The organism is Nonomuraea marmarensis (genome assembly GCF_043197025.1).
Lineage (GTDB): Bacteria > Actinomycetota > Actinomycetes > Streptosporangiales > Streptosporangiaceae > Nonomuraea > Nonomuraea marmarensis.
Genome location: NZ_JBICRM010000018.1, coordinates 164,322 through 187,201, shown reverse-complemented (window position 1 = coordinate 187,201; position 22,880 = coordinate 164,322). Strand labels below are relative to the sequence as shown.

The window sequence follows — 22,880 nt, the reverse complement described above, 5'->3', positions numbered from 1 at the left end:
CGCGTCCCGAATGCTTTTCCCCAGAGATGTGTGAGCGTTGCTGCCTTCCAAAGCTGCGACGTTAAGCTTTCTGATCAGCATGGCGTCCGCGTCTGCCATCGCTCAGGGGCCGCTCTGACGGGCGAAACGCGGGTCGGTGGGATCGGCTGCGTTGCGGCGAGAGATTTCTCCGGGGCCGTGTCGATCTGCGGGCCGCTCGTTCGACGTGTGGGTGCGAGGGTCGAGAGGCGGCCCCGCCGGATGAGGAGAACGCGATGCCGAAGTACATGCTGATCATGCGGGGCACCGATGAGACGAACGCGGCCATGATGGCCAACATCGGCGAGGCGATGGCCGCGACCCGCCGGTTCATCGAGGAGATGGTCAAGGCCGGTGTTCTCCTCGCGGCCGAAGGGCTGGACGATCCGGGCCGGGGCGTCGTGGTCGACTTCAGCGGCGAGGCCCCGCTGGTCACTGACGGGCCCTACGGAGAGACCAAGGAACTGTTCGGGGGCTACTTCCTGCTCGATGTCGCCTCGAAACAGGAGGCGGTCGAGTGGGCCAAGCGGGTCCCGGCGGTCCCCGGGTCCAAGATCGAGGTCCGCCGGGTGGCCGGGAGCGAGGAGGTCCCGCAGGACAACGAGCGGATCGTCAAGGAACGGGCCGGGCGCGAGAGCAACGGCCAGATCTGATGGGTAGGGCCGACGTCGAGGCCGTCTGGCGGATCGAGTCGGCGCGGATCGTCGCCGCGCTGACCCAGTTCACCGGCGATTTCGGGCTGGCCGAGGACGCGGCCCAGAGGCGCACGGCCTGCTCGCGTTGTGCGAGCTGACGGCCGCGCGCTTCCCGGCCCGGACCGGCCCGGACGGTTCGCCGATCCTGCTCGAGCACCAGGACCGGCGGCGGTGGGACTTCTCGGCGATCCGCCGTGGGCTGGCCGCGCTGGCCAAGGCATCGACTCGCGGCCTCGGCCCCTACGGCCTGCAGGCAGCTGAAAGGCTTGGCGCTTCGCCGTGTCCCCTAGGCGATCACCCGCATAGCGGGTGTCCCAGACCGTCAGGGGCAGGGATATGGACCATCGCCTCCGACCGGGTCGTCAAGTCCGGTTGCTTGGCGGCGAACGTGTGGTGGGAAAGCTGTGCCTTGGCTGAATCGCCCCAGTTGCTGGCGCCAGGATGCTTCCGCCATCCCCTGAACTGGTCGGGTACGAAAGCGGGACACAGGTCCGGGGTCCGCCCGTCGCGGACTGGCGACTCCCCACCAGCCGCGCGTTGGCGCGGCCGAAGTTGCGGCTGCGCAGGCCGGCCGCGGTCAGCGCGGCGACGTCGCCGCGCTTGAGCAGGTAGACGACGGCGAAGGTGAGCGCGAGGGCGGCGGCCGCCCAGCCCCACTCCGTCACCCGCAGCGCAGGGCCGGCGACCAGCAGCACCGCCGCGGCTCCGAGGCTGATGCCGGCCCCGGCGAGCAGGCCACAGAGCTGGCGAGCGGTGGGCCGCAGCATGAGATCGTCCACGCCGACGAGTGTTGGCAACGGCCGTCGACGGCGGGCTGCCAGGGGCGTGCCAGCGGCATGTGCGGGCGATGTGCGGGCGATGTGCGGGCGATGTCAGAGGGCCGCGGCAGTCTGCATGTCGAGGGCGGAGCCTGCACGGCCCCGATCCGAGGCGGAAGGACGGAGACATGAGCGATCTTGTGGTGCACGACGTCGTCATCGTCGGCGCTGGCCCGGTCGGGCTTTTCCTCGCAATCGAGCTCGAGACCGCGGGCGTGAAGCCGCTCGTGCTGGAGCGGCTCGTGGAGCCCGACCGCGGGATCAAGGCCGCCGCAATCGGCGCGGTGGGAGTCGAGGCGCTGGAGCGACGCGGGTTCGCGCGTGCGCTCGACGAGGAACAAGTGACGATGCCGATGACGAAGGCGGCGCGTGCCGGATCCGGACCGGTGAAGAAGCCGGGAGGCCATTTTTCCGCGTTGTTCGTGATTGACCAGGACCTCCAGCGCGACCCGGAGCGCCACAGCCGTATGGTGCCGCAGGAGGCGCTCGAGAGGATCCTGACCGCGCGCGCGAGCGAGCTCGGGATCGAGATCCGTCGCGGCGTTGCGGTGGAGGGTTTCGAGCAGGACAACGACGGCGTGACCGTGCAGACGAGCGCGGGCCCGCTGAGCACGAAGTACCTGGTCGGCTGCGACGGTGGCCGGAGCCGCGTCCGCAAGCTCGCCGGCTTCGAGTTCCCCGGCACGGATCCGACCATCACCGGCTATCAGGCTCTCGCCGAGTTCGATGCACCCGAGAAGCTCGCGAAGGGTTGGCAGCGAACGCCGCGCGGCCTCATCACGTCGATCCCGGGGCGCGTCTTCACGGCGGAGTTCGACGGCCCGCCGCCGGATCGGGATGCGCCGATCACGCAGGCCGAGGTCGAAGCGTCGATCCAGCGCGTGAGCGGCACCGACGTCAAGATCCTTTCGATCTCGAAGGCGACGCGCTGGACCGATAACGCGCGGCAAGCAACGACCTACCGCATGGGCCGCGTCCTTCTCGCCGGCGACGCCGCGCACGTCCACTCACCCTTTGGCGGCCAAGGCTTGAACCTCGGCCTCGTCGACGCCGCGAACCTTGGTTGGAAGCTTGCCGCGGCGGTGAAGGGGCGCGATCATCTCCTCGACTCCTACACCGCCGAACGCCATTCCGTCGGTGCGCGCGTCCTGGAAAACACCCGCGCGCAAGTCGCGCTGGTGCGTCCTGACCCGCTCACGAGCGCGCTCCGCACCATCGTGAGCGACCTGATCAAGCTGCCCCAAGGCAATCGCTACATCGGCGAGATGCTCTCGGGTGCCGGCATTCGTTACGACCTCGGCGAGGACGACCCGCTCGTCGGCACGCTCGCGAAGGATCAGCTCCGCACGCTCGCCGACGGCAGCGAAGAGCGGCTCTACGCGCTGATGGAGAAAGGCGGCGGCGTGTTCCTCTCGCCTTCGGAACGGTCACTCCCGCAAAACGTGCACCATACACACACCAAGGAAGGCCCGTCGATACTCGTCCGTCCCGACGGCTGCATCGCTTGGACAGACGCGTCGTCCACATCACTCGACGAGGCGCTCGCGCGCTGGTTCTGAATGAGAGCGACGTAGCGCCGCCATCCGGCGGCATCTCGGACACGAGGCGGCCGCAGTGGCATAGGCCGCGGCGCAGGACGGCTCCGAGGGCCTGCGCCGCCCATGCCCCCAGGCGGTATACGGGAATTACGTCGACCGCCGGGCCCGGACGGAAACATCGATCCGCGATATGACCACGAGACCTATTTCAATTCGGAAGGTTGGATCCATGGACGAGCTCCGCGAAAACACGAGGACAAGCCCTACAAGTCAGGGAAACTGGATCGCTACCTGGGGCACGCCGCAGCAGCTGGCGCAACCTGCCGAGCCCGGTGGAGGGCCGCAGATGCCGGATGACGCTCCTCCGGCCGGTGCGCCGGCCGCCGACGCGCCCGCCGACGCGTCGGCACAGGATTCCACGCCCCAGCCGCCCGAACCGCCGGCCGCGCCGACGAAGGTCAGCGCGCAGACCGTGCGCATGGTGGCGCGTGCCACCGTGGGCGGCACGGCCGTGCGCGTCGCGCTGTCGAACTCCTTCGGTTACGCGCCGGTGCGCATCGATGCCGCGCAGATCGCGCGGCACGACAGCGGCGCGGCGATCCGCGCGGGCAGCGCGCGCAAACTGACCTTCGGCGGGCGCGATACGGTGGTGTTGCCGACGGGCGCGCAGATCTACAGCGATCCCATCGAGTACGACGTGCCCGCGCAGACCGATCTGGTCGTTTCGCTGTACATCCCCGACGAGCCCGTCACTCCCACGACGCACGAGCTCGGACTGCGCACGGCGTGGCTCGCACCGGGCAATCAGGCTGCCACGCAGAGCCTGCAGAACGCCACCGGGTTTCAGTCCTATTTGTGGCTCGCCGGCATCGACGTGCTGGCGCAGCCCACGGCCGCCACCATCGTCGCCTTCGGCGATTCCATCACCGATGGCGCCGGCACCACGCCCGATGCGGACACGCCGTGGCCTTCGTTGCTGGCGCGCCGGCTGGCCGCGCAGCAGGACCTGCCGCCGCGCGCGGTGATCAACATGGGGATCGCCGGCAACCGCGTCCTGCGCGAGACCGACGGCTTCGGCGCCAGCGCGCTGGCGCGCTTCGACCGCGACGTGCTGGCCCGGCCCGGCGCGCGCTGGGTGGTATTGGCCGAGGGAGGCAACGACATCTGCTTCGGCTTCATGCCGGGCATGCCGGAGAGCGAGCGGGCGACGGCGGAGGACATCATCGCCGGCTACCGGATGCTGATCGGCCGCGCGCATCTGCACGGCCTGCGGATCATCGGCTGCACGATGACGCAATTCGGTGGCACGTTTGTCTTTACGGCGGAGAGCGAGCGCATGCGCCAGGACGTGAACCGCTGGATCCGCAGCAGCGGCGAGTTCGACGCGGTGGTCGATCTGGACGCGGCCACCCGTGACCCGGCCGCACCAACGAAGCTGCGCACCGAGTTCGATTCCGGCGACGGCATCCATCCGAACGACGCGGGCAACAAGGCGATCGCCGAGGCCTTCGACCTGGAGCTGTTCCGGGGATAGGGCTTACGCCTGCACCGGGCCGTGCAGCTCACGGCGCAGGCGCGCCGGATCGACCTGGAGCGAGGCCGTCTTCCCTTCCAGCTCCCAGCCATCCTGGTACGCCGCGGCGAAGACGTCCTCGCCCAGCGCCGTGCGGCCGTGGGCGGCCAACGCCTGGATCTGCCGGTCGCTGAGGTCGTGGGTGCCGCGCAGCCGGGCCGCCGCGCCGAGCAACAGGGCCACGTCCCGGTGCCGCCCCCGCAGCCCGGCCAGCTCGGCCTCGGTCACCGCGACCATCGCCATGATCGGCAAGTCCCCGCTCTCCAGGGCCGCCCCGTACGCCCGGGCCAGCGCCACCTCGGCGCCCTCGGCGTCGCCCCGCCGCAGGCACAGCGAGGCCCGCACCGAGCTGACGATCGCCTGGCTGTGGTCGCCGCCGGTCGGGGACTCGCCGGCCATCTCCGCCTCGGCCGCCTCGATGCGGGCCCGCGCGCGGTCCAGGTCGCCGAGCCGCAGCCACGTGCCGGCCTCGAGAGCGGTGACGATGACGACCAGCTCCGGCGACGCCGATCGCTCCGCCCGCTCGCGGACCGCGTCGAGCATCGCCCTCGCCCGTGCGTCCTCGCCCCGCCGCAGGTAGAGGTCGATCCAGCGCACGTCGAGGAAGACCTCGTCGGCCAGGCTCAGCGAGCCGAATTCCTGCGCCTGTGCCCGGGCCTCGCTCAGGTCCGCCAACGCGCCGTCGAGGTCCCCGTCGTACTGCCGCAGCAGCGCGCGCATCGGCAGCGCGGTGGCCAGGCCCCAGCGGTCGCCGGCCCGGCCGAAGGCGTCGAGCGCGGCGGCCACGTCGGCGCGTACTTGGTCGAGGTTGCCTTCGTTCTCGGCGAACGAGGCCCGGAACATGTGGGCCAGCCCGGACAGCCAGACGTCGGGGCCGTCGACGAGATGCTGAACCAAGGCGAACGACGCCTCGTGCTCCCGCAGGAAGTGGAGCGTGATCGCGGCCAGGACGCCGGCGAATCCGGGCAGCGACGGGTGGGCGAGTAGGCGATCGGCCAGGGCCCGCAGCGCGGATTCGTTCTCGTGCAGACCCTCGACGGTCAGCGGGGAACGGGCGTTGATGCGGTTGAGCAGGAGCACTGCCTCGGCGGTGTCGCGGTCCAGCGTGTGCCCCGCGGCAGGTAGCGCCAGCGCCTCCCCCTGCCAGTACGCCGCGTCGGCATGCCGGCCGAGCATCTGCCAGTACCAGGAGAGGTCCATGGCGAGCGTGACGGCCGCGGTGGCGTTGCCGGTGTCGCACAGGTGGCGCAGGGCGGCGAGCGCGTTGTCGTACTCGGTGCGTATCACGCGCAGCGCGGCGAGCTGATCGGGGCCGCGCAGCAGCGGCTCCTCGCGGGCGACCAGGTCGGCCAGGTAGCGGGTGGCGAGATCCCGGACAGCGTCGAGCGTGCCCCGGTCGGCGAGCCGCTCGATCCCGTACTCGCGCAGGGTCTCGAGCATCCGGTAGCGGCCCGCGTCGGGCGCCAGTTGCAGCAGCGATCTGTCGACCAGGGCGGCGAGCAGCTCGGGGACCTCGCCCGGGAGCACCGCGGTGCCGGCGCAGACCGCGGCGGCCGACTCCGGCGTCACGCCACCGGGCAGGACCGAGACCCGCTCGGCCACCGTACGCTCGTTCTCGCCGAGCAGATCCCAGCTCCAGGCGATGACCGCGCGCAGCGTGCGGTGCCGCGGCGACGCGGCCCGGCTGCCCGTGGTGAGCAGCCGGAACCGGTCGGACAGCCCGGCGGCGAGCTCGGCCAGCGACAGGGTCCGCAGCCGGGCCGCGGCCAGCTCCAGCGCCAGCGGCATGCCGTCCAGGCCGCGCACCAGCCGGACCACGTCTGCGCGCGTCTGCTCGTCGATGTCGAAGCCGGGGCGCACCGACGCGGCCCGTTCGGTGAACAGGCGCACCGACGCGCTGCGGCGGATGTCCTCGAGGCCGTCGCCGGGGCCCGGCAGCGCCAGTGGGCCGAGCGGGACCAGCGCCTCGCCGTCGATCGCGAGCGGCTCGCGGCTGGTCGCCAGCACCCGCAGCCCGGCGCAGCGCGTCAGCAGCGCTGCGATCAGGTGCGCGACGGCGTCGATCAGGTGCTCGCAGTTGTCCACCACGAGCAGGCTCTCCCGGCCGTTGAGCTGGTCGGCGAGCACGTCCAGCTCGCTGCCCTCGGCTCGCATCCGGCCGGAGGCCTCGAAGAGCGCGGCGCCGCGCAGCCCGATCGCGGCCAGCATCGCCGCGCCGGCCTTGGCCGGCTCGGTGACCGCGGCCAGGTCGACCAGCCAGATGCCGTCGCGGTACTCGTGGCGGCGGCCCGCCTCGACCGCGAGCCGGGTCTTGCCGGCCCCGCCCGGCCCAACCACCGTGACGAGGCGCCCGCGGGCGAGCAGCGTGTCGATCCGGGCGAGGTCGTCGTCGCGCCCGATGAAGCTGGTCAGGGCGGCGGGCAGATTGCTCGCGGGCGCCTCGCGCTGCGCCTCGGGAGCGGGAGCCGGCGACTGCAGCAGGCGCAGGTGGCGCTCGCGCAGGGCGGCGCCGGGGTCGGCGCCGAGCCGGTCGGCGAGGGTCTCGCGCACCCGCTCGTACAGGTCGAGGGCGTCGGCCTGGCGGCCCTGGGCGGCCAGCGCGTCCATCTGCAGCGCGGCCACCCGCTCGTCCACCGGGTGCTCGGCGAGCAGGGCGGTCAGCCGGGTGGCGGCGTCGTCGGCGCGGCCCAGCGCCAGCTCCGCCTCGGCCAGATCCGCGCCCGCCTCGACCGCGGTGCGGGCCAGCCGCGTCGCGACCGCCGGGGCGACCGCGGCGATCACCGACGGTTCGCCGCAGAGCGCGACCGCCTCGCCCAGCAGCCCTGCCGCCGCCCGGGGATCGCCGGCCCGGAGCCGGTCACGGCCGTGCGCGGCCAGCCGCTCGAACCGCAGCGCGTCAACGTCGTCCTCCGTGACGCCGAGGCGGTAGCCGCCCTCGGACCGAGTGACCGCGCCGGCCTCGCCCAGCAGCCGGCGCAGCCGGGAGACCAGCGACTGCAGCGCGTTCGCCGGGTCGGCCGGGAGCTCCTGCGGCCACAGCGCATCGACCAGGACACCCGGTTCGACCGGCCGGCCTCCGGCCAGCGCCAGCCGCGCGATCAGGCCGCGGAGCCGGGCGCCGGGAACGGCCACCACGGCGTCGCCGCGGCACACCTCGAGGGTGCCGAGCAGCGTCACCCGCAGGCGCGTCTCCTCGTTCCCGTGCACCGCCCGATCCTCCCGCATACAGCCCGCAAGCCCCAACCCGCCCCTCCAGCGTGCGCTCAGGCCGTCAGCACCCGCATCGGGGACCCGGCCCGCCAGGCCGCGACGTCCTCGACGACCTGCTTGTACATCGAGCGATACCCGGCCTCGGTGACGTACCCGAGGTGCGGCAGCAGCACGGTGTTGGGCGCGCCCCGCAGCGGGTTACCGATTCCCGCCCGCCCGCCGAACCAGGCTGACGTGGTGCCCGAACTCATTGTCCGTTGCCAGCGAAGTGAGCCCTATGCCATCGAATCAGGCCCGCCCCGGTCAGAGAGCCGACGGTTGGAGGCTGAGCCGTTCGGTCCGTCGTGCCACTCAATCGGGCTCGCCCAGGTCAATGGCTTAACACTGGGCCGTCTTCGTGGTCCAAGGACACGAGAAGTGACGGCACTTTGGCGGCTGCGGGTCTGTGGGCCGGGGCCGTGTTGGGTGCGGGGTGAGCGGAACCGTGCTCTCGCTAAACGCGGCCAGCGGCAGGCTTGCGGGGGGACATGCCATGCGTTAGAGGTGGCCCGTGTCGGCGTACGGATCCAACTGCAGAGCCGCGTACGGTAAACGTGCAGAGAGATCAACTGCTGTGCTGGCCCGGTGGGGAGCTGGCGCGGTATTGGCTTGGGGTGGTACCAAGCCGGCGTTTGAACGCGACACTGAGCGCGAAGGTACCGGAGTAGCCGACCTTGCTCGCGACGGAGCCGACGGTGGCGTCGGTGTTGCGGAGGAGGTCGGCCGCCAGAGCGATACGCCAATTGGCCAGATAAGTGATGGGAGGCTCGCCGACCTCGGCGGTGAACCGGCGTGCCAGGGCAGCTCGGGAGACGCCGACCTTGACGGCGAGGCTTTCCACCGTCCATGGGTGGGCCGGGTTGCCGTGCATGAGGCGGAGGGCCGTGCCGACAACGGAGTCGTCTTTGACGCGGTACCAGACCGGGGCGTGCCTCTCGGGGCGGTCGAACCAGGCACGCAACGTGGCGACGAGCATCAGGTCGAGCAGGCGGTCGAGCACCGCCTGCTGTCCCGGCCGGTCCCGTGCGATTTCCGCCGCCACCAGCCTGAGCAGCGGGGAACAACCTTCGTCGTCGGTGATGACAAGAATGTCGGGCAGGGCGTCGAGCAAGCGGTCACTGATCCCGGCCGAGCCCTGGTAGGCCCCGCTGAGCAGGATGGCCGAGCCGCTTTCTGTGACCCCGCACGTACGCGAATCCTGGGCCGGTCCTCCATCCTCGATCGCCCGCGCGGTCGCTGCGCAGTAGTGGGCGATGGTGATCACGTGCTGAGGTGAGGTGGCGGGGTCGTCGGCAACGGTGTACGAGGCGAGACCGCGGGCAATCACGATGTCGCCGGGGCCGACCGCCACCGCCTCACCGTCGGTCGGGATGATCCAACCCTGCCCCTCCAGCATGGTGAGGAGGGTCAGCGGGGCGCCGCCGGCGAAACGCAGGGACCACGGCGAGGTCATGATCGACCGGTGGAGGAGGGCCGCGCGTGCTCGCACCCCGTCCAGCAGGTCCGTCAGTGTGTCCACGAGCCCAAGGCTAGACGCTCGGACATCGAAGTGAGCGTTGTGGCCATCGCCCCGCTCACCACATCAGGGTTGAGTAGTCCCATGACGCAACAACCGATTCTGATCATCGGCGGTACAGGCAAGGTCGGCGCACGCATCGTGTCGCGACTTCGGCGCAGGAACGTGGCCGTCCGCGTGGGCTCCCGCTCCGGCGAGCCCCGCTTCGACTGGACCGACCAGGACACATGGGATGCCGCCCTGCAGGGATCACGGGCCGTCTTCATCGTGCCGCACGACGGCGAACTCCTGACACGGCCGTTCGTTCGGCGGGCGAGGGACCTCGGCGTCCAGCGCATCGTGCTGCTGTCGGGGCGTGGGGTGGACGTTCCGGGCTATGCGGGCGACAACAACGCGGCGGGCAAGACCCATATCGACGGCGAGGACGCGGTGCGCTCCTGCGGCCTGGCTTGGACGATTCTGCGGCCCGGATGGTTCGCGCAGAACTTCAGCGAGGGCTTCTTCCGCGACGCGGTGCTCACCGGCGAGGTACGCCTTCCCGCCGGTGACGGCGCGGTGAGCTTCGTCGACGCCGAAGACATCGCCGCGGTGGCGGTCGCGGCACTGACCGAGAACGGGCATGAGGGGCAGACGTATGAGCTGTCCGGCCCTCGCGCGCTGACCATCGCCGAGGCCCTCGCGTTGCTAGCGGAGGCGACCGGCCGCACGGTGCGCTACGTGCCGTTGACCGTGGAGGAGTTCATCGACCATCTCGAAGGCGAGGGCTGGTCGAAGATCGATGCCGAAGCCTATGCGGACGCGATCGCCCCTATCCGACGCGGCATGGACGCGCACCTGTCCGACGGAGCACAGCGCGCACTCGGCCGCCAGCCTCGCGACTTTGCCCGTTTCGTGACGGACGCGGCCGCCGCCGGAGCGTGGCAGGGCTGATGAGGTGGTGGCCCTATGCACGTTTGCCGTACCCGCCTCTGCACGCCATGTAGTACACCGACAGCCCGTGGCCTGAAGCAGGGCGCGGCCCTAACGGCCTGGACCCGGTTCATGAGGTGCCCGGCGGGTTGCCGCGGGTTCAGCGCGTGCCTGGCCCGAGGAGGTCCTCGCCGTCGTTGCCGCCGAGGAGGAAGGCGAAGCGGTCCAGGTCATAGCGGGCCACAACGAGATAACCGTTTGGCGGAAGCCCTCCAGCCCTGGCTTTCGCGCCAAGCCGAGCGTTCAGGACGACCCGTAGAATATCTTCGCAGAGATACTCTTGATCGCCATTCTTGAGGCGACAGATATCGCCGCACGTGTCGCCGTAGGCGTCAGTGCGTGAAAGGAAATGTCTCTGAGGAAGGATGAAGCCGGAATGCGGATCGGCGTGCAGAAGGGCAAATGGCCGCTGCCAGGCACGAATGCACCCAGGCTGGCGGCAGAATGGGACGCTCGAATTTTGGGCGCCGACGAGTTCGGTACTTGGCTGTTCAGCCGAGAAGGCGAGGTCCATCGAAAGGCTGACGGCACGTCGGTGATGCTCCCGAGCGACGGTGTGCAGTTACTCCCACGCAATGGCTGGTGGGCGGCTTGGTGGTGGCGTAACGACCGCTGGATCAGCGTCGACATCTGCACGCCGCCGACTCTGGGTGTATCGGGGTGGAGTTATATGGACCTAGAACTGGATCTGGCGCGGTTTGCGGATGGCACTGTCCTGCTGGTCGATGAGGAGGAGTTCGAGCAGACTGTGGCCGAGTGCGTAGTGCCCCAAGCCGTCATCACCGCAGCCCGAGCCGCGGCATCCGACCTGCAGACCAGGCTGGCTTCTGCTACCGAACCGGTCATCCCCGCGGGCTGGGAGTGGCTGGAGCGGGCTTGACGAGCCGGGGACAGCGTCACTGCCTTCGGCGGTGCCGAATGGGGTCGACTCCCCGTTTGATCCATGGATTTCACAGGAAGACATGATCCGATACGAGATCCTCCTATGAGGAGAAGCTCGTCATCACATTCGGATCACAGATGCGGCAGCGGAGACTCGTCGCCGACCACGAGCAGCAGCCCGTAGCGTCGGTGCCACGCTACGGGCGCGCGCCAGCGCCATGGGTGTCTTCAGAACGGTCTCCAGACGCGCGGCAGAACGTCATGACGCAGGGACGCCATGCGCCGGTCGAACTCAGTGCGGATCTCCGGGCTCTCCGTACGGCTCGAGCTCTCCTAAAAGCGGGTGCCGCAGGTTCGAATCCTGCCGGGGGCACTCAAATGATCAAGCATTTCCGCAGGTCAGGCCTGTTCCTCCTAAGTCAACCTGAGCACGGAAACGCAGATCTCCAGATCAGCCAAACCGCCGCGCCCCTGGGCGACGTCCGTGCTGCCGCCCTGCTCGACGGCGTCGCGTACCGGACCCCGGTGCTGCGTTCGCGGACCCTGGACCGGCTCGTGGGCGCCGAGTTGTTCCTGAAGTGCGAGAACTTCGAGCGTGGCGGCGCGTTCAAAGTTCCGTCGCGCTGACGGGCCGGGAACTGGCGATGACCGCCGCCAAGCGTGGCCTGGTCGTGGTCGCGCCCTACGACCACTCGCACGTGATCGCGGGCCAGGGCACCACCGCACTGGAACTCCTGACGGAAGCGGGACCGCTGGACATGCTCGTCGTTCCCGTCGGCGGCGGCGCTGATCGCGGGCTGCGCCATCGCCGCCACCGCGCCGCACCCCGGTATCCGGGTGGTCGGAGTCGAACCGGCGGCAGGCGACGACACCAAACGTTCCCTGACGGCAGGTCACGGCGCCACCTGCCCAGGCGCATCGGCGTCGTCATCTCAGGCGGCAACGTCGACATCCAACTCTCCACCGGCACACAGATCAGTCCCGCAGGTCCTCGGCACTGAACGAACGGTGCGCGGCGAGACCAGCCAGGTGCGTTTCCAGCGCCTCGAGCTGCTCCGTGCCGATGCGGGCAGCCCGGCGACTACTGACGTCGTCGAACAGTGCCTCGCCGAGGGTCATCAGCTCACGACCGTCGGCGCGTTCCTGCTCCGCCCGCGCGCTGCCACGACCGCCGCCGTCACGTGAGTCCGGACGGCATCATGCCTGACACGGGACCGGACCTGTTGGCCCGCTTGGGCCGAAGGTCGTCCTCGTCATCGGCGCCACCGCCGGGACGGTAGTGCGTCGGGATGGCTTGGCTGCGTCGTCGGTATTCGCTGGGTGTGAGCCCGACCAGAGTCCGGAAGCGGCGGGCGAAGTAGGTGGGATCGCCCCAGCCGACGGTGGCGCCGACCTGGGCGGCCGACAGGGTGGAGTTCGCCAGCAACGTGGCGGCGCGTTCGGCCCGCACTCGGGCCAGAAAGCCCATGGTGGTCAACCCGATGTCCTGTGCGAACAGCCGGCCGAGATAGGCGGGATCCAGATTGACCGCCCGGGCGAGATCGTCCAGTCGCCACTGCTGCGCGGGTGCCTCCTCGAGCCGGGCGACGGTCGCCGCGACGGCGGGGTGGATCGCGGACTCGGCGGTCGCGGGTTCGAGGTCACGGCCGTCGGCGAGAATGCCCAGCACGGTGACCAGTCGGCCCAACACGCGGCCGGGCCGGGCCTCTGGGGTCGCGAGGTCCCGTTCGAGCCTGCCGATCTCCGCGGTGGCCTCTTCCGCGGCGGTCTGGCCGACAGTCGTCACTGCTACGCCGTGTGTGCCGGACGCCATGGGATCGGTCCACAGAATCCGGCGCAGCGCCGGAATGTCGTGCAGCGCGGCCAACTCGGCTCGTAACGCCTTGGCCGACAGGCAGCAGTTGGCGACTGTCAGGCCCACACAGTCCCGAAACCCGTGCCAGGCGCCTGGCCGCAGGATGACGACCTCACCGCAGCGCAACTCACGCTCGCCCCCGCTGGTCACGTGCCTGCCACGGCCGGCCCCGATCACGGCGATCTCGAGGAAATCGTGCGCGTGCGACTCGACGTCCGTGCTCAGTTCGTGGACAGCGCCCAAGATCGGTCCTCTGGCGAACACCGCGTGCTCGTGCAGTGTCGGCGTCATGTCGGGATCGTACGACTACTGGCAGGGATCCGACTAGCCCACGACGGCGCACCACCCTGACACTGGTTACCACCCAAGGAGGCGAGAATGACCACGACCATAACAAGCGATGTCGGCGCCGACGGTCGAGTGCGGGACGAACTCGTTGCGGCGTACCGTGAACACGGTTTCGTCCGAGTGCGTGGCGTGCTCGACCCGGACCAGGTCGAGCGCTTCCGGACCAGCGCCGAGGCGTTCCTGACCGTCCATCGCGCGGAGAGTCTGGAGAAGCAGGGCACCTTCAGCCAACTGGTCAACGTCTGGCAACACGACGACAACCTCCGCGCGCTCACCTTCGACCCGCGACTCGGCCGCGTCGCCGAACAACTCGCCGGGTTCCCGCTGCGACTCTGGCACGACCACATGCTGGTCAAGGAGCCACACAACAACGTCGCCACCGAGTTCCACCAGGACCGGCCGTACTGGCCGCACGCCAGTGGCCGACTCCCGTTGTCGGCATGGATCGCGTTGGTCGACGTTCCGCCCGAGCGAGGCTGCATGACCTTTCTGCCCGGCACCCAGCACCGCACCGGCCTGCGACCGCAGGACCTCCAAAACGAGGAGGACCTCTTCGCGCTGGACCCGTCGCTACGGTGGATCCCTCGCGTCACCGTGCCACTACGGGCTGGCGACTGCACCTTCCACAGCGGCTACACCGGCCACATGGCCCTGCCCAACCGCACCGACCTGGCCAGGTTCGCACACGTCATCGTCTACATGGACGAGGCAACGACCTACAGCGGCACCGAACACGTCGTCACCGACCCACTCGGCCTCGTCCCCGGCGCCCGACTCGACGGCGACACCTTCCCCCGCCCCTGGCACTAGGACAGTAGGCGGCGCCGTGCGGGGCAGGCTCGACACGGCCGGACCGGACGAGGGAGAAGATCACCAACAGGAGCCCGGCAGTGGCCACGGCCACTACCCACCGTGCGCCGCTGTCGCGCGGTGGGTGGTGGCGGTGTGGACTGGGTCGAGAGCGAACATCAGGTTGGCGACCACCGCGCCGGTGATGCGACCGAGGACTTGCGAGGTAGGTAGGTGAACGCGTCTGAACACACGGACGGGACCCGCCCAGCCGAAGCTCGGCGGGTCCCGTCCGCCGTGGTCAGGACGCTATTACGACGGCGATGTCGTCGACGAAGTTGATGCCTGACTCGGACTGGATGCCCCACCAGTCACCGAGGGCGATGGTGCTGAACATGGCGAGCCCGGTCGCGGTGCCGATCTGCTGGCCGTCGATGGACATGGTGACGCCGGTGCCGGACGTGTAGTCCCAACGGAACTGGTGCCAGCCAGTCGTCCGCACGACCGACGTGACGCTGAAGGTGCCGTCGACGCGCAGCACGTAGTGGGTCGCGTTGATGTCCGTGCGGACGCCGATGCCGCGGAAGTGCCCGGTGTCGGGGTCGTCGTCGACGCGGGCCACGAACATGGTGTTGGTCGAGGCGGCGTCGTCGTAGAACCAGAGCGTGACGGTGCCGTGCGTGGCCGTGCCTTGGCGGTAGACGACGCCGGGCCCACCGGACCTGCCCAGGCTGTGCGTACCGGTGTGGGCTTTCGCGGTCGAGACCGCCAGGGTGCCTTTGAGCACGGTCCACGCGCCGAGGCCGTTCTCGAAACCCTCGGTGAAGCCGTCCCAGCTCGGCGGTGGCGGGTCGAGCGGCACCGAGGCGGGCACGGCGAGCAGGTTGGCGAGCAACTTCCCCGCGAGCGGGTCGACGGTGGCCGAGGTCGAGGTGGTCAGCTCCGACACGACGAGGTAGCCGGTGGAGTCTGGCCGCGTCTTCTTGAGGAAGATCGGGTACCCGGACCGCTCGTCGAACGTCGGCGTGGCCTGCGGCGGGCCCGGTGCGGTGTAGATGCCGAGCCGGGCGATGTTCACCGCGTTCAACCGGTCGAACTGCGCCGCCCGGTGCGTGACGTACGGCTTACTGCCGTCGTTGTGCCGCCACCAGCGCATGTCCATCGGGTCCATGTCCGCGAACACCGCGGAGTCGTCGTGCACGGGGGTCACGACCTCGCCGTCGACGCTCTTGACGGTCGCGATCTCGGCCGGGAAGAGCTCGCGGGTTCGGTCACCGCCTTCGAGGATCACCACCCGCCCGCCCGCGTCGGCGTAGTCGCGCAGGTTCGCGGCGAGAACCGTGTCGTCGACGGCTCCCTTGCCGATGACCAGCAGGTCCGGGTTGCCCGGGGCGAGACCGATGAGGCTTCCGACGGTCGTGTACTGCAGGCCCACCGCGTCCAGGGACGGCCGCGTGGCGCCGGTGGGGTCGTACAGCCACACGCTGTCCGCCCCGCCCGCGGTCCCGGCGGCGGCGTAGGCGTGGGTGGCGAGCACGATGTCGTACTGGTTCCGCGAGATGGTCGTCGCGCCGTCGGTCACGGTCAGGTGCAAGACGGCCGCGACCCGGTCGGCGGCCAGCGTCGCCGGGATCGCAATGGTGACGTTGGCGCGCACGTTCGCGTGGTACGCCACGGCAGGCAACGGGATGGACCCGGCCCCCGCCAGGTGCTGGCCACCGGCGTCGACGATCTCCCAGGACAGTGTCGTGGCACCGTGGCGGGTGTGGTCGTTGACCAGCACCACAGCGGTCTGAAACTGCTCGCCCGCGTAGAAGTGCCGAGCGGCGGAGTCGAGTGACACGAGCACCGGCTGGTAGGCCAGCCGGACAGCGTCGTTCACCGGGAACTTCCCGATGGTCGGGTTGCTGTAGAAGTCCTTGAACCAGGTAGCGGTGGAGAACAGCAGGAACCCCGTGGTGCCGCGGCCTTCGAACCGGGTGCGGCGCAGCATCTCGGCGAGTTCCTTGTTGAGCATGGCGTGGGTGTCGAGGAAGATCGCCGGGTCGGCGTCCGCGGCGTGTGCGCCGACCCAGGGCTGGGCCGCGTGCACCAGGTTCAGGTAGGTGTCCTCCGGCCGGCCGGTGTGGAAGTCGGGGTAGCCGGTGCCGAGCTCGGCGCTGATGAACGGGCGGTTCTGGTCCGCCTGCGAGCCGCCGTTGGTCTGCCCGGAGGTCAGGACGAACGCCGACGGCTGGTACCAGCCGAAGTACAGGTGGGCGTCGTCGACGTCGCCGTCGTCGATCCCGGCCGGTTTCAGCGTCGACTCGTACGTCTTCGGGTTGCGCATGTAGTACGAATCAGCCACCAGCGGCCGGGTGGGGTCGGCCGCGCGGATCGCCTTGTTGAGGTTCGACAGGACGGTCCAGCTCGCCAGGTCGTAGCACCCCATCTCGTTGCCGGTGGTCCACAGCAGGACGCTCGGGTGGTTCCGCACCCGCCGGATGACGTCGATCATCTCCTCGTACCAGGCGTCGACGTAGACCTGGGCCGGTGCCGGTTCGCCGCTGAAGGCCCACTGGCGGATGCCCTCCATGTCCACGCCGAACCCGATTTCGTCGGTCAGGTCGAACCAGGGTGAGGGAGCTGGACCCATGTGCATGCGGGTCACCCGCACGTTGTCGTCGCGTAACAGCTCGAGCCACTGGCGCATCTGCGGGATCTTCTCCCGGCCGACCATGACCGTCGGCAGGTGGCCGGCACCGCGCATCCAGTACGGGTTTCCGTTGAGGTGGAAGGTGTTGCCCCGCACTTCGAACGTCCGGAACCCGACCCGGATCGTCACCTCGTCGAGGACCGTGCCGTCGCGCTCGACCGTGGTGGTGAGCAGGTACAGCCTGGGGTCGTCCGGCGACCACAGCCGGGGTTGCACGCCGGACGCCGACGCGGTGATCATCCCGGTGGCACCCGCGCCCACCGTGACCTGGTCGACACGCTCGAACAGCGTCGCACCGCCGTCGACCGCGGTCGCCACGTTCCGGACGGTCAGCGTCGCGCCGGTCGACGAGTGGTTGGCGACCGTCACGTCGATGTCCGCGCCGTCGGTGCGCGGCTTGAAGAACACGTCGTCGACGAGGATCGGGTCGGTCGCGACGAGCCGGACCGACTCCCAGATGCCCATCGCCTTCGACGTCGCCGCGCGGCTCAGGCCGCCGAACTCGCCGTGTGAGTAGGTGTCGGCCCGCTGATCCATCTTCACGTAGACGTCGATAGTGAGCGGCTGGCCCGCCTGCACGTGCCCGGTGACGTCGAGCCGGTGGGTGCGCCACATGCCCCACGACGACTCCGTCAGCGTGCCGTTGACCCTGATCTCGGAGTACATCGCGATGCCGTCGAACCGCAGCTCGACCCGCCGGCCCGCCCACGCCGCCGGGATGGTGACCACGCGGCGGTACCAGCCCTCGGTCAGCGTCGAGGCGTCGTAGCCGTAGCTCGCGATCCGGTTGACCTCCTCGGGGAAGTCGTCCGGCGTGTAGATCCACCAGCCGACCGGCACGAGGAAGTTCGGCACGGCGACCGAATGCGGATAGGTCGCGCCGTCGGTGCCGAACTCCCACATACCCGCCAGGTCCAGCGTCTGCCGCGTGGCTGACGTCTCGGCGGACGCGTACGCCGTGGCGCCAGCGGGTACGGCGAGCACCACCGCCGCCGCCCCCATTCCCTTCAGCACATCGCGCCGGGTGACATCGAATGACATTTCGGCTCCTTCACGAGTGGCGGGTGCTAGTGCCTGGTGACGAGCAACGTCCAGTCGTCCGCGGCGGTGAGTTGGGGCGGGAGTTGTGCCGAGCCGTGCGCGGTCGTGACCGTGAACGAGCCGGCCGAGGTGTACTGACCGCTGCGGGGGTTGAACCACTTCATGACGTAGTGGCCACGCGGCAGTCCGGTGAGGGAACCGCGGTAGGGCGCGCCCCCGTCGAGCCGGTGCGGGTAGTACACGACCGTGTGGGAACGGTCCGGGGTGGCGGACGCGAACGCGAGTTGCGTGTCGGTGGGAACGGTGGCCGCCCAGGTGATGGCGGTCGGCGCCGGGGCGAGCCTCGACCACGGCAGCGCGGTGAAGAACGCCTTCAGGTAACCCATCTGCGCCGCGCCCGGCAGGAACAGCCCCTCGTTCCAGGGCGTGCTGCCGAAGTTCTGGCAGTTCCAGTCCGGGTCGTCCGGGGTGTAGCACGCCCACCAGACGCCGGCCGCGCCGTAGTCGTTGCCGGCGACGCCGCCGACCCGGGCCTTCCACGCGCTCTCCCGTGTCTGCCACGTCTGCACGATCGCGTGGTTGTCCCAGAACACGTCGATGCCTTCGTAGTTGGCCTCGGCCTCCACGACCGGGCGGACCGGCGTTTGCTGGTACTGCTTCAGCCAGTAGTCCGATACGCCGTCGACCCGGTTGTGGCCTTCCTGCAGCGCCACAAGTCCGTACCAGGACTCATCGCGTGGCTGCACCCCACCGCCCGCGTAGATGGGGTAGTTGTGCAGCGTCGTGGGCTGGCGGTAGGGATCGGTGTCGGCGAACACCTGCGCGACCTGCTCCCAGCACTGGGCGCAGTTGCCCGGTGCGTCGAACTCCTGCGCGGTCAACCAGACCATCGGGTAGGCGGCGTAGCGCGCCACCATGTAACGCGCAAGGCGTTGGTACTCCGGCAAAAGGTCCTTGCTCGCGTCGGTCAGGCTGCTGCCCACGCCCATCGCGATCGCGTCGACCACACCCTTGCCGGCGATGTAGCCGATCCGCTCGTCGATGTTGTCCCAGAACCCTGGGTTGAGGGTGTGGAACGTGCCGCCGATCCAGTCCGGACCGCCCTCGTTCGCGTTGCCCCCGTTGTTGGCGAACGTCTCGTTCCAGATCACGTTGAAGCCCTGCTTGACCCGGGTGTCGACGATGCCTTTGAACATGGACGGGAACCGCGGGTCGTTCGATTCGTAGAGCCGGGTCTGGCCGGCCAGGTTGCTCTGCTGGTTGTCCCCGAGCCAGAAGAACGGTGTGCCGTCCGCGTAGGTGAAGTAGCGGTTGTTCGCACTGGTCTTCAGGAAGCCATGCCGGTAGATGGCCAGGTTTCCCGTGTACCGGGCGGCCAGGATCGTGCCGTGGTGTCCATTGAGGCCGGTGTTCGCGGCGTCGGTGCTCGATGTCGTGTACTGCCAACGGCCCGGCGTGGGGGCCGCGAACCGGACGCGCCACGTGGTGCCGCCGTCCCAGAAGCCGGGCATGGTCAGCCGCTGGCCGTTCGGCCCGGTGAAGGTGGCGACGAGATCGACGTCCCGGTACGGATCCGCGTAGTCGACCGTGCTGTGCAGCGTGAACTCGACGGCCCGCCAGGTCTGGGCGTGCAGCGTCGGGCCTTGACCGACCGGGTGCACCGAACCCGCGCCGCTCGCTTGGGCGTTGGGGCCTGCCGCCAGCAGGGCCAGGAGGGTGATTGCCGCGGGGATTACCAGGCGGCGCCGACGTAACGACACAACTTCACCTCTTGAACCGTTTCTACCGCGACCTCCAGCGGCACGTGGCCACGTGGTCGATCGCGTGGGAGGGAAGGCGGACGATGCTTAGAACGTTTCAAACGAGCCGTAGGTTATGTGGCTGTTAACGGAGCCGTCAAGAGGCAGACCTGGGGCGACTCGCATGGGGGTTCGTGGCCGGCACTCTTGACGTGAGTGTTGGCCCAGGGTTACGGTCCGCCGGGCAGCGTTGAAACATTCCAACTCGATCCGCGGAGCGCCCATGAGCAGAACCACTCCCCGGGTGCTGGGCATCGTCGTCACACTGGCGGTGTTCGTCACGTCAAGCACGGTTGCCTCAGCGCACGCTGAGCCGACAGCCACGGAGTCCCCGGCCCTGTCAGCCAAGCCGTGGCGGCCGGTCGACATCGCCCTTCATGCCGCCCGCCCCTATGGAAATCCGTACACGGACGTGGACGTCAGCGCGACGTTCACCGGCCCACGTGGCCAGATCATGACGATGCCGGGCTTCTGGGACGGCGGTGCCACCTGGCGCGTCCGCTTCGCTCCGCCGACGGCGGGCAGGTGGCGTTACACGACGGCCGGCACCGACAGCGGACTCGCGGGCAAACACGGCACCATCGACGTGAGTGCCTCGGGTGGGGACCTCGACATCTACCGCCATGGCTTCCTGAAGACCAGCGAGAACAACCGCTACTTCACCTATGCGGACGGCACTCCGTTCTTCTGGCTGGGCGACTCCGAGGCGTCGAGCCTGATTGGCCAGACCCGGTTGAACGAGTCCAATGACCCACGCTTCTCCTCGCAGTTCACAGGAATCGTCGACACACGCGCCAAGCAGGGCTTCACGGTGGTCGCCGAGAGCGAGCTGTTCGCAAACAACCCCGGCAACATGAACGAGGGTGGGCCGACCTGGAACAACGGCGACGCCGGGTTCCTACGCGATCTGAATCCGGGCTTCTGGCAGAACGCCGACAAGCGCATCGGCTACATCTCGAGCAAGGGGATGGCGACGTTCCTCGCCATGGGCGTCGGGGTGAGTCTCTCGGGCGTCGACCAGACCGCGTGGGCCGCCGGCCTGCGCGCCGACTACGAGCGGCTGGCCCGCTACATGGTGGCCCGCTACGCCGCCTACCCGGTGGTGTGGATGACCGCGCAGGAGTTCGACACGCCGGGCAACTGCGCCCAATGCTGGGCCGACATCGCGCGGTACGTCCACGCGGTCGATCCGTACCACCGTGCGACCTCGCTGCACAACTACCCGATCTACGCCGGTGGCGGAATCCAGTACCGGGATCAGCCGTGGTACGACTTCGTCACCCTGCAGGAAGGCCACAATCGTGTCGACAAGGTCGCCGACTACTGGCTGAAGCAGTATCAGGCCACGCCCGCGAGGCCGGTACTCGAAGGTGAGGCGAACTTCGAGGGCATGGACGTGTTCTGGGACAACCACGCGATCGTGCAGAACTGGCAGTCGCGGGAGAGCGCGTGGAAGGCGCGCGTCGGCGGAGCCGCCGGCAACGACTACGGTGCGGCCGGCGTCTGGTGGACGTGCTGGACCGCGCAGGATCCGAACGGGAACTGCCAGAGCTTCGGTAGCACGCCGTGGAACGAGGGGCTGTTCCTGCCGGGCGCGGCACAGATGGGTTACCTGAAGGCGTTCTTCACCGCGCTGCCGTGGTGGCAGCTCGTACCCGCCCCCGACGCCACGTCATGGGCGCCCAACGTCCCGACGGACACGCAGGCGCCGTTCGCGTCCGCGACCTCCGACCGCGATGTCGTGGTCGTCTACTACCCGCACCGTCTCGACGGCGGCGGAACCTACACCGGCACGGTCGGCGGTGTTCACCGCGGGCACTACACGATGCGCTGGTACGACCCGAGAACCGGCTCGTACGGCCGAGGGACCGAGGTCGTCGTCACCTCGAACGCGGGACAGATCACGCTGCCCGCCCAACCCGATGCCGCTTCCGACTGGACACTGCTGATCCGCAAGGGCTGATCCGCCGCTACCGCCGCTAGCGTCGCCCGGCGCGCCGCCGGGCGACGGGGCGCAACCGGCTCGTCGTGTCGCGGACGACGAGGTCCGGCTGGAAGACGACCTGTTGGTGCGCGTGGGCGGCGCCGCGTTGCCCTTCGTCGATGAGCAGGTTGGTGGCGATGCGGCCGAGCTCCTGCTTGGGTTGCCGGATCGTCGTGAGCGGCAGCGGGCTCTGCTGGGCGAGCTCGATGTCGTCGTACCCGACGACGGAAATGTCGTCGGGCACGCGGGTGCCGCGCCGCACCAGGCCGGCGATGAGGCCGAGCGCGAGCAGGTCGTTGCCACAGACGACGCCGGTCACCTCAGGATGGTTGTCGACCAGGATGTCGGACGCCGCGCGTCCTTCGACCGCGTTACCCAGCGACCCGACCTCGACGACGTCACACGCGTCGTCGGACAGCCCGCGCCTGGCGAGTGCGCGGCGCACGCCGGTGAGGCGTTCGTGGTACTGCGGGATCGCCAGCGGAGCCGTGACGAACGCGAGCCGGCGATGACCCAGGTCGAGAAGGTGGTCGGCCGCCAGCTCGCCGCCGCTCACGTCGTCGACGCGAACGGAGCAGAAGTTGCGGCGCTCGCGCCCCAGCAGCACCACGGCCGTACCGCGATCTCGGAGCCACTGCAGGGAGTTGTCCCGTTCGTTGACCGGGCTGATCAACACGCCGTTCACGCGCTGCTCCTCCAGGACCTCCAGATACCGCTTCTCCTGCGCGCGGTCCTCGTCGGCGTTGCAGAGGATGAGCAGGTAGCCGAGCTCGCGCACGGCGTCCTCCACCCCCCGTGCGAGCTCGGTGAAGAACGGGTTGCGGATGTCCAGCGTGATGAGCCCGATCGTGCGCGCCCGTCCACCGCGCAGCAGGGAAGCGCCCGCGTTCCGGACGAACCCCAGCCGGTCGATCGCATCCAGCACCCGCAGGCGCGTCTCGTCGGAGACGACATTGGGACGGTTCAACACATTGCTCACCGTGCCAACGCTGACTTCCGCCGCCTCCGCGACTTCCTTGATCGTGGCGGAACGGCCTGGCACCACACCGTCGGCCGGGCTTTTCTCTTTCCGCACCGCCACCGAACCTCCAAACCTTGACGCACTTGTCAC

At 69.5% G+C, this 22,880-nt stretch carries 19 protein-coding genes and 1 pseudogene; 12 read left to right on the top strand and 8 right to left on the bottom strand.

Annotated elements, in window-relative coordinates; translation table 11 throughout:
* Positions 1 to 254 precede the first annotated feature (254 nt).
* From ACFLIM_RS28030 to ACFLIM_RS28020, 3 genes and pseudogenes are all read left to right on the top strand, one after another.
* Positions 255 to 671: a YciI family protein gene (locus ACFLIM_RS28030; RefSeq protein WP_393170435.1), complete on the top strand. Its 417-nt coding sequence runs from the start codon at positions 255 to 257 to the stop codon at positions 669 to 671.
* Positions 671 to 811 (top strand): hypothetical protein, encoded by a 141-nt coding sequence (locus ACFLIM_RS28025; protein WP_393170433.1) that lies wholly within the window; start codon positions 671 to 673, stop codon positions 809 to 811. The genes ACFLIM_RS28030 and ACFLIM_RS28025 overlap by 1 nt, the downstream gene beginning before the upstream one ends.
* Positions 775 to 972, top strand: a pseudogene (locus ACFLIM_RS28020) (DUF6596 domain-containing protein); the annotation flags it as partial. The gene ACFLIM_RS28025 and the pseudogene ACFLIM_RS28020, both read left to right, overlap by 37 nt.
* Before the next feature lie 103 nt (positions 973 to 1,075).
* Here the strand turns inward: ACFLIM_RS28020 and ACFLIM_RS28015 are convergent.
* Complete coding sequence (locus ACFLIM_RS28015) at positions 1,076 to 1,492, bottom strand: hypothetical protein (protein ID WP_393170431.1); 417 nt, start codon at positions 1,490 to 1,492, stop codon at positions 1,076 to 1,078.
* A gap of 167 nt (positions 1,493 to 1,659) precedes the next feature.
* Between ACFLIM_RS28015 and ACFLIM_RS28010 the strand changes: the two genes are divergently transcribed.
* Positions 1,660 to 3,090 (top strand): FAD-dependent monooxygenase, encoded by a 1,431-nt coding sequence (locus ACFLIM_RS28010; RefSeq protein ID WP_393170429.1) that lies wholly within the window; start codon positions 1,660 to 1,662, stop codon positions 3,088 to 3,090.
* A gap of 208 nt (positions 3,091 to 3,298) precedes the next feature.
* Positions 3,299 to 4,603: an SGNH/GDSL hydrolase family protein gene (locus tag ACFLIM_RS28005; protein ID WP_393170427.1), complete on the top strand. Its 1,305-nt coding sequence runs from the start codon at positions 3,299 to 3,301 to the stop codon at positions 4,601 to 4,603.
* 3 nt (positions 4,604 to 4,606) lie between these two features.
* Here ACFLIM_RS28005 and ACFLIM_RS28000 read toward each other — a convergent pair whose 3' ends face one another.
* The 3 genes from ACFLIM_RS28000 to ACFLIM_RS27990 all read right to left on the bottom strand — a co-directional run bounded on the left by ACFLIM_RS28000 (position 4,607) and on the right by ACFLIM_RS27990 (position 9,410).
* Positions 4,607 to 7,849 carry a BTAD domain-containing putative transcriptional regulator gene (locus tag ACFLIM_RS28000; protein WP_393170425.1) on the bottom strand — a complete coding sequence of 1,081 codons (3,243 nt, stop codon included), beginning with the start codon at positions 7,847 to 7,849 and terminating at the stop codon, positions 4,607 to 4,609.
* Between the two features lie 56 nt (positions 7,850 to 7,905).
* Entirely contained in the window at positions 7,906 to 8,103 is a 198-nt protein-coding gene (locus ACFLIM_RS27995; protein WP_393170423.1) for a hypothetical protein, read from the bottom strand.
* 353 nt (positions 8,104 to 8,456) lie between these two features.
* Positions 8,457 to 9,410, bottom strand: a complete 954-nt coding sequence (locus ACFLIM_RS27990; protein WP_393170421.1) for an AraC family transcriptional regulator — start codon at positions 9,408 to 9,410, stop codon at positions 8,457 to 8,459.
* Between the two features lie 81 nt (positions 9,411 to 9,491).
* Between ACFLIM_RS27990 and ACFLIM_RS27985 the strand changes: the two genes are divergently transcribed.
* From ACFLIM_RS27985 to ACFLIM_RS27965, 5 genes are all read left to right on the top strand, one after another.
* On the top strand, positions 9,492 to 10,337 hold the full coding sequence (locus tag ACFLIM_RS27985; RefSeq protein WP_393170419.1) for an NAD(P)H-binding protein: 846 nt from the start codon (positions 9,492 to 9,494) through the stop codon (positions 10,335 to 10,337).
* A 415-nt stretch (positions 10,338 to 10,752) separates the two neighbouring features.
* A complete protein-coding gene (locus tag ACFLIM_RS27980; RefSeq protein WP_393170417.1) occupies positions 10,753 to 11,256 on the top strand; it encodes a DUF402 domain-containing protein in 504 nt (167 codons plus the stop codon).
* Between the two features lie 380 nt (positions 11,257 to 11,636).
* Positions 11,637 to 11,885 carry a hypothetical protein gene (locus ACFLIM_RS27975; RefSeq protein ID WP_393170416.1) on the top strand — a complete coding sequence of 83 codons (249 nt, stop codon included), beginning with the start codon at positions 11,637 to 11,639 and terminating at the stop codon, positions 11,883 to 11,885.
* Between the two features lie 17 nt (positions 11,886 to 11,902).
* A complete protein-coding gene (locus ACFLIM_RS27970) occupies positions 11,903 to 12,259 on the top strand; it encodes a hypothetical protein (RefSeq protein ID WP_393170414.1) in 357 nt (118 codons plus the stop codon).
* Between the two features lie 7 nt (positions 12,260 to 12,266).
* Positions 12,267 to 12,443 (top strand): hypothetical protein, encoded by a 177-nt coding sequence (locus ACFLIM_RS27965; RefSeq protein WP_393170412.1) that lies wholly within the window; start codon positions 12,267 to 12,269, stop codon positions 12,441 to 12,443.
* Here ACFLIM_RS27965 and ACFLIM_RS27960 read toward each other — a convergent pair.
* Entirely contained in the window at positions 12,436 to 13,404 is a 969-nt protein-coding gene (locus ACFLIM_RS27960) for an AraC family transcriptional regulator (protein WP_393170409.1), read from the bottom strand. The genes ACFLIM_RS27965 and ACFLIM_RS27960 overlap by 8 nt on opposite strands.
* Positions 13,405 to 13,491: 87 nt before the next feature.
* Here ACFLIM_RS27960 and ACFLIM_RS27955 point away from each other — a divergent pair, with 87 nt between their 5' ends.
* Positions 13,492 to 14,271 carry a phytanoyl-CoA dioxygenase family protein gene (locus ACFLIM_RS27955; protein ID WP_393170407.1) on the top strand — a complete coding sequence of 260 codons (780 nt, stop codon included), beginning with the start codon at positions 13,492 to 13,494 and terminating at the stop codon, positions 14,269 to 14,271.
* A gap of 280 nt (positions 14,272 to 14,551) precedes the next feature.
* On the opposite strand, the gene ACFLIM_RS27950 is transcribed toward ACFLIM_RS27955, so the two are convergent.
* Together ACFLIM_RS27950 and ACFLIM_RS27945 are read right to left on the bottom strand one after the other, a co-directional pair.
* Entirely contained in the window at positions 14,552 to 17,986 is a 3,435-nt protein-coding gene (locus ACFLIM_RS27950; protein ID WP_393170405.1) for a glycoside hydrolase family 2 protein, read from the bottom strand.
* Between the two features lie 26 nt (positions 17,987 to 18,012).
* The gene (locus tag ACFLIM_RS27945; RefSeq protein WP_393170403.1) at positions 18,013 to 19,746 is read right to left on the bottom strand and encodes an apiosidase-like domain-containing protein; all 1,734 of its coding nucleotides are present in this window, start codon (positions 19,744 to 19,746) and stop codon (positions 18,013 to 18,015) included.
* A 262-nt stretch (positions 19,747 to 20,008) separates the two neighbouring features.
* Between ACFLIM_RS27945 and ACFLIM_RS27940 the strand changes: the two genes are divergently transcribed.
* Positions 20,009 to 21,748, top strand: coding sequence for an apiosidase-like domain-containing protein (locus ACFLIM_RS27940; protein ID WP_393170401.1), 1,740 nt, complete (start codon positions 20,009 to 20,011; stop codon positions 21,746 to 21,748).
* A gap of 16 nt (positions 21,749 to 21,764) precedes the next feature.
* Here ACFLIM_RS27940 and ACFLIM_RS27935 read toward each other — a convergent pair whose 3' ends face one another.
* Positions 21,765 to 22,811 (bottom strand): LacI family DNA-binding transcriptional regulator, encoded by a 1,047-nt coding sequence (locus ACFLIM_RS27935; RefSeq protein WP_393170460.1) that lies wholly within the window; start codon positions 22,809 to 22,811, stop codon positions 21,765 to 21,767.
* Positions 22,812 to 22,880: the final 69 nt, after the last annotated feature.

Bases quoted from the DNA above. Each gene is read 5' to 3' on its own strand.
- ACFLIM_RS28030 (WP_393170435.1), top strand. From the start codon at position 255: ATGCCGAAGTACATGCTGATCATGCGGGGCACCGATGAGACGAACGCG.
- ACFLIM_RS28025 (WP_393170433.1), top strand. From the start codon at position 671: ATGGGTAGGGCCGACGTCGAGGCCGTCTGGCGGATCGAGTCGGCGCGG.
- ACFLIM_RS28010 (WP_393170429.1), top strand. From the start codon at position 1,660: ATGAGCGATCTTGTGGTGCACGACGTCGTCATCGTCGGCGCTGGCCCG.
- ACFLIM_RS28005 (WP_393170427.1), top strand. From the start codon at position 3,299: ATGGACGAGCTCCGCGAAAACACGAGGACAAGCCCTACAAGTCAGGGA.
- ACFLIM_RS27995 (WP_393170423.1), bottom strand. From the start codon at position 8,103: ATGAGTTCGGGCACCACGTCAGCCTGGTTCGGCGGGCGGGCGGGAATC.
- ACFLIM_RS27985 (WP_393170419.1), top strand. From the start codon at position 9,492: ATGACGCAACAACCGATTCTGATCATCGGCGGTACAGGCAAGGTCGGC.
- ACFLIM_RS27980 (WP_393170417.1), top strand. From the start codon at position 10,753: ATGCGGATCGGCGTGCAGAAGGGCAAATGGCCGCTGCCAGGCACGAAT.
- ACFLIM_RS27975 (WP_393170416.1), top strand. From the start codon at position 11,637: ATGATCAAGCATTTCCGCAGGTCAGGCCTGTTCCTCCTAAGTCAACCT.
- ACFLIM_RS27970 (WP_393170414.1), top strand. From the start codon at position 11,903: ATGACCGCCGCCAAGCGTGGCCTGGTCGTGGTCGCGCCCTACGACCAC.
- ACFLIM_RS27960 (WP_393170409.1), bottom strand. From the start codon at position 13,404: ATGACGCCGACACTGCACGAGCACGCGGTGTTCGCCAGAGGACCGATC.
- ACFLIM_RS27955 (WP_393170407.1), top strand. From the start codon at position 13,492: ATGACCACGACCATAACAAGCGATGTCGGCGCCGACGGTCGAGTGCGG.
- ACFLIM_RS27950 (WP_393170405.1), bottom strand. From the start codon at position 17,986: ATGTCATTCGATGTCACCCGGCGCGATGTGCTGAAGGGAATGGGGGCG.
- ACFLIM_RS27940 (WP_393170401.1), top strand. From the start codon at position 20,009: ATGAGCAGAACCACTCCCCGGGTGCTGGGCATCGTCGTCACACTGGCG.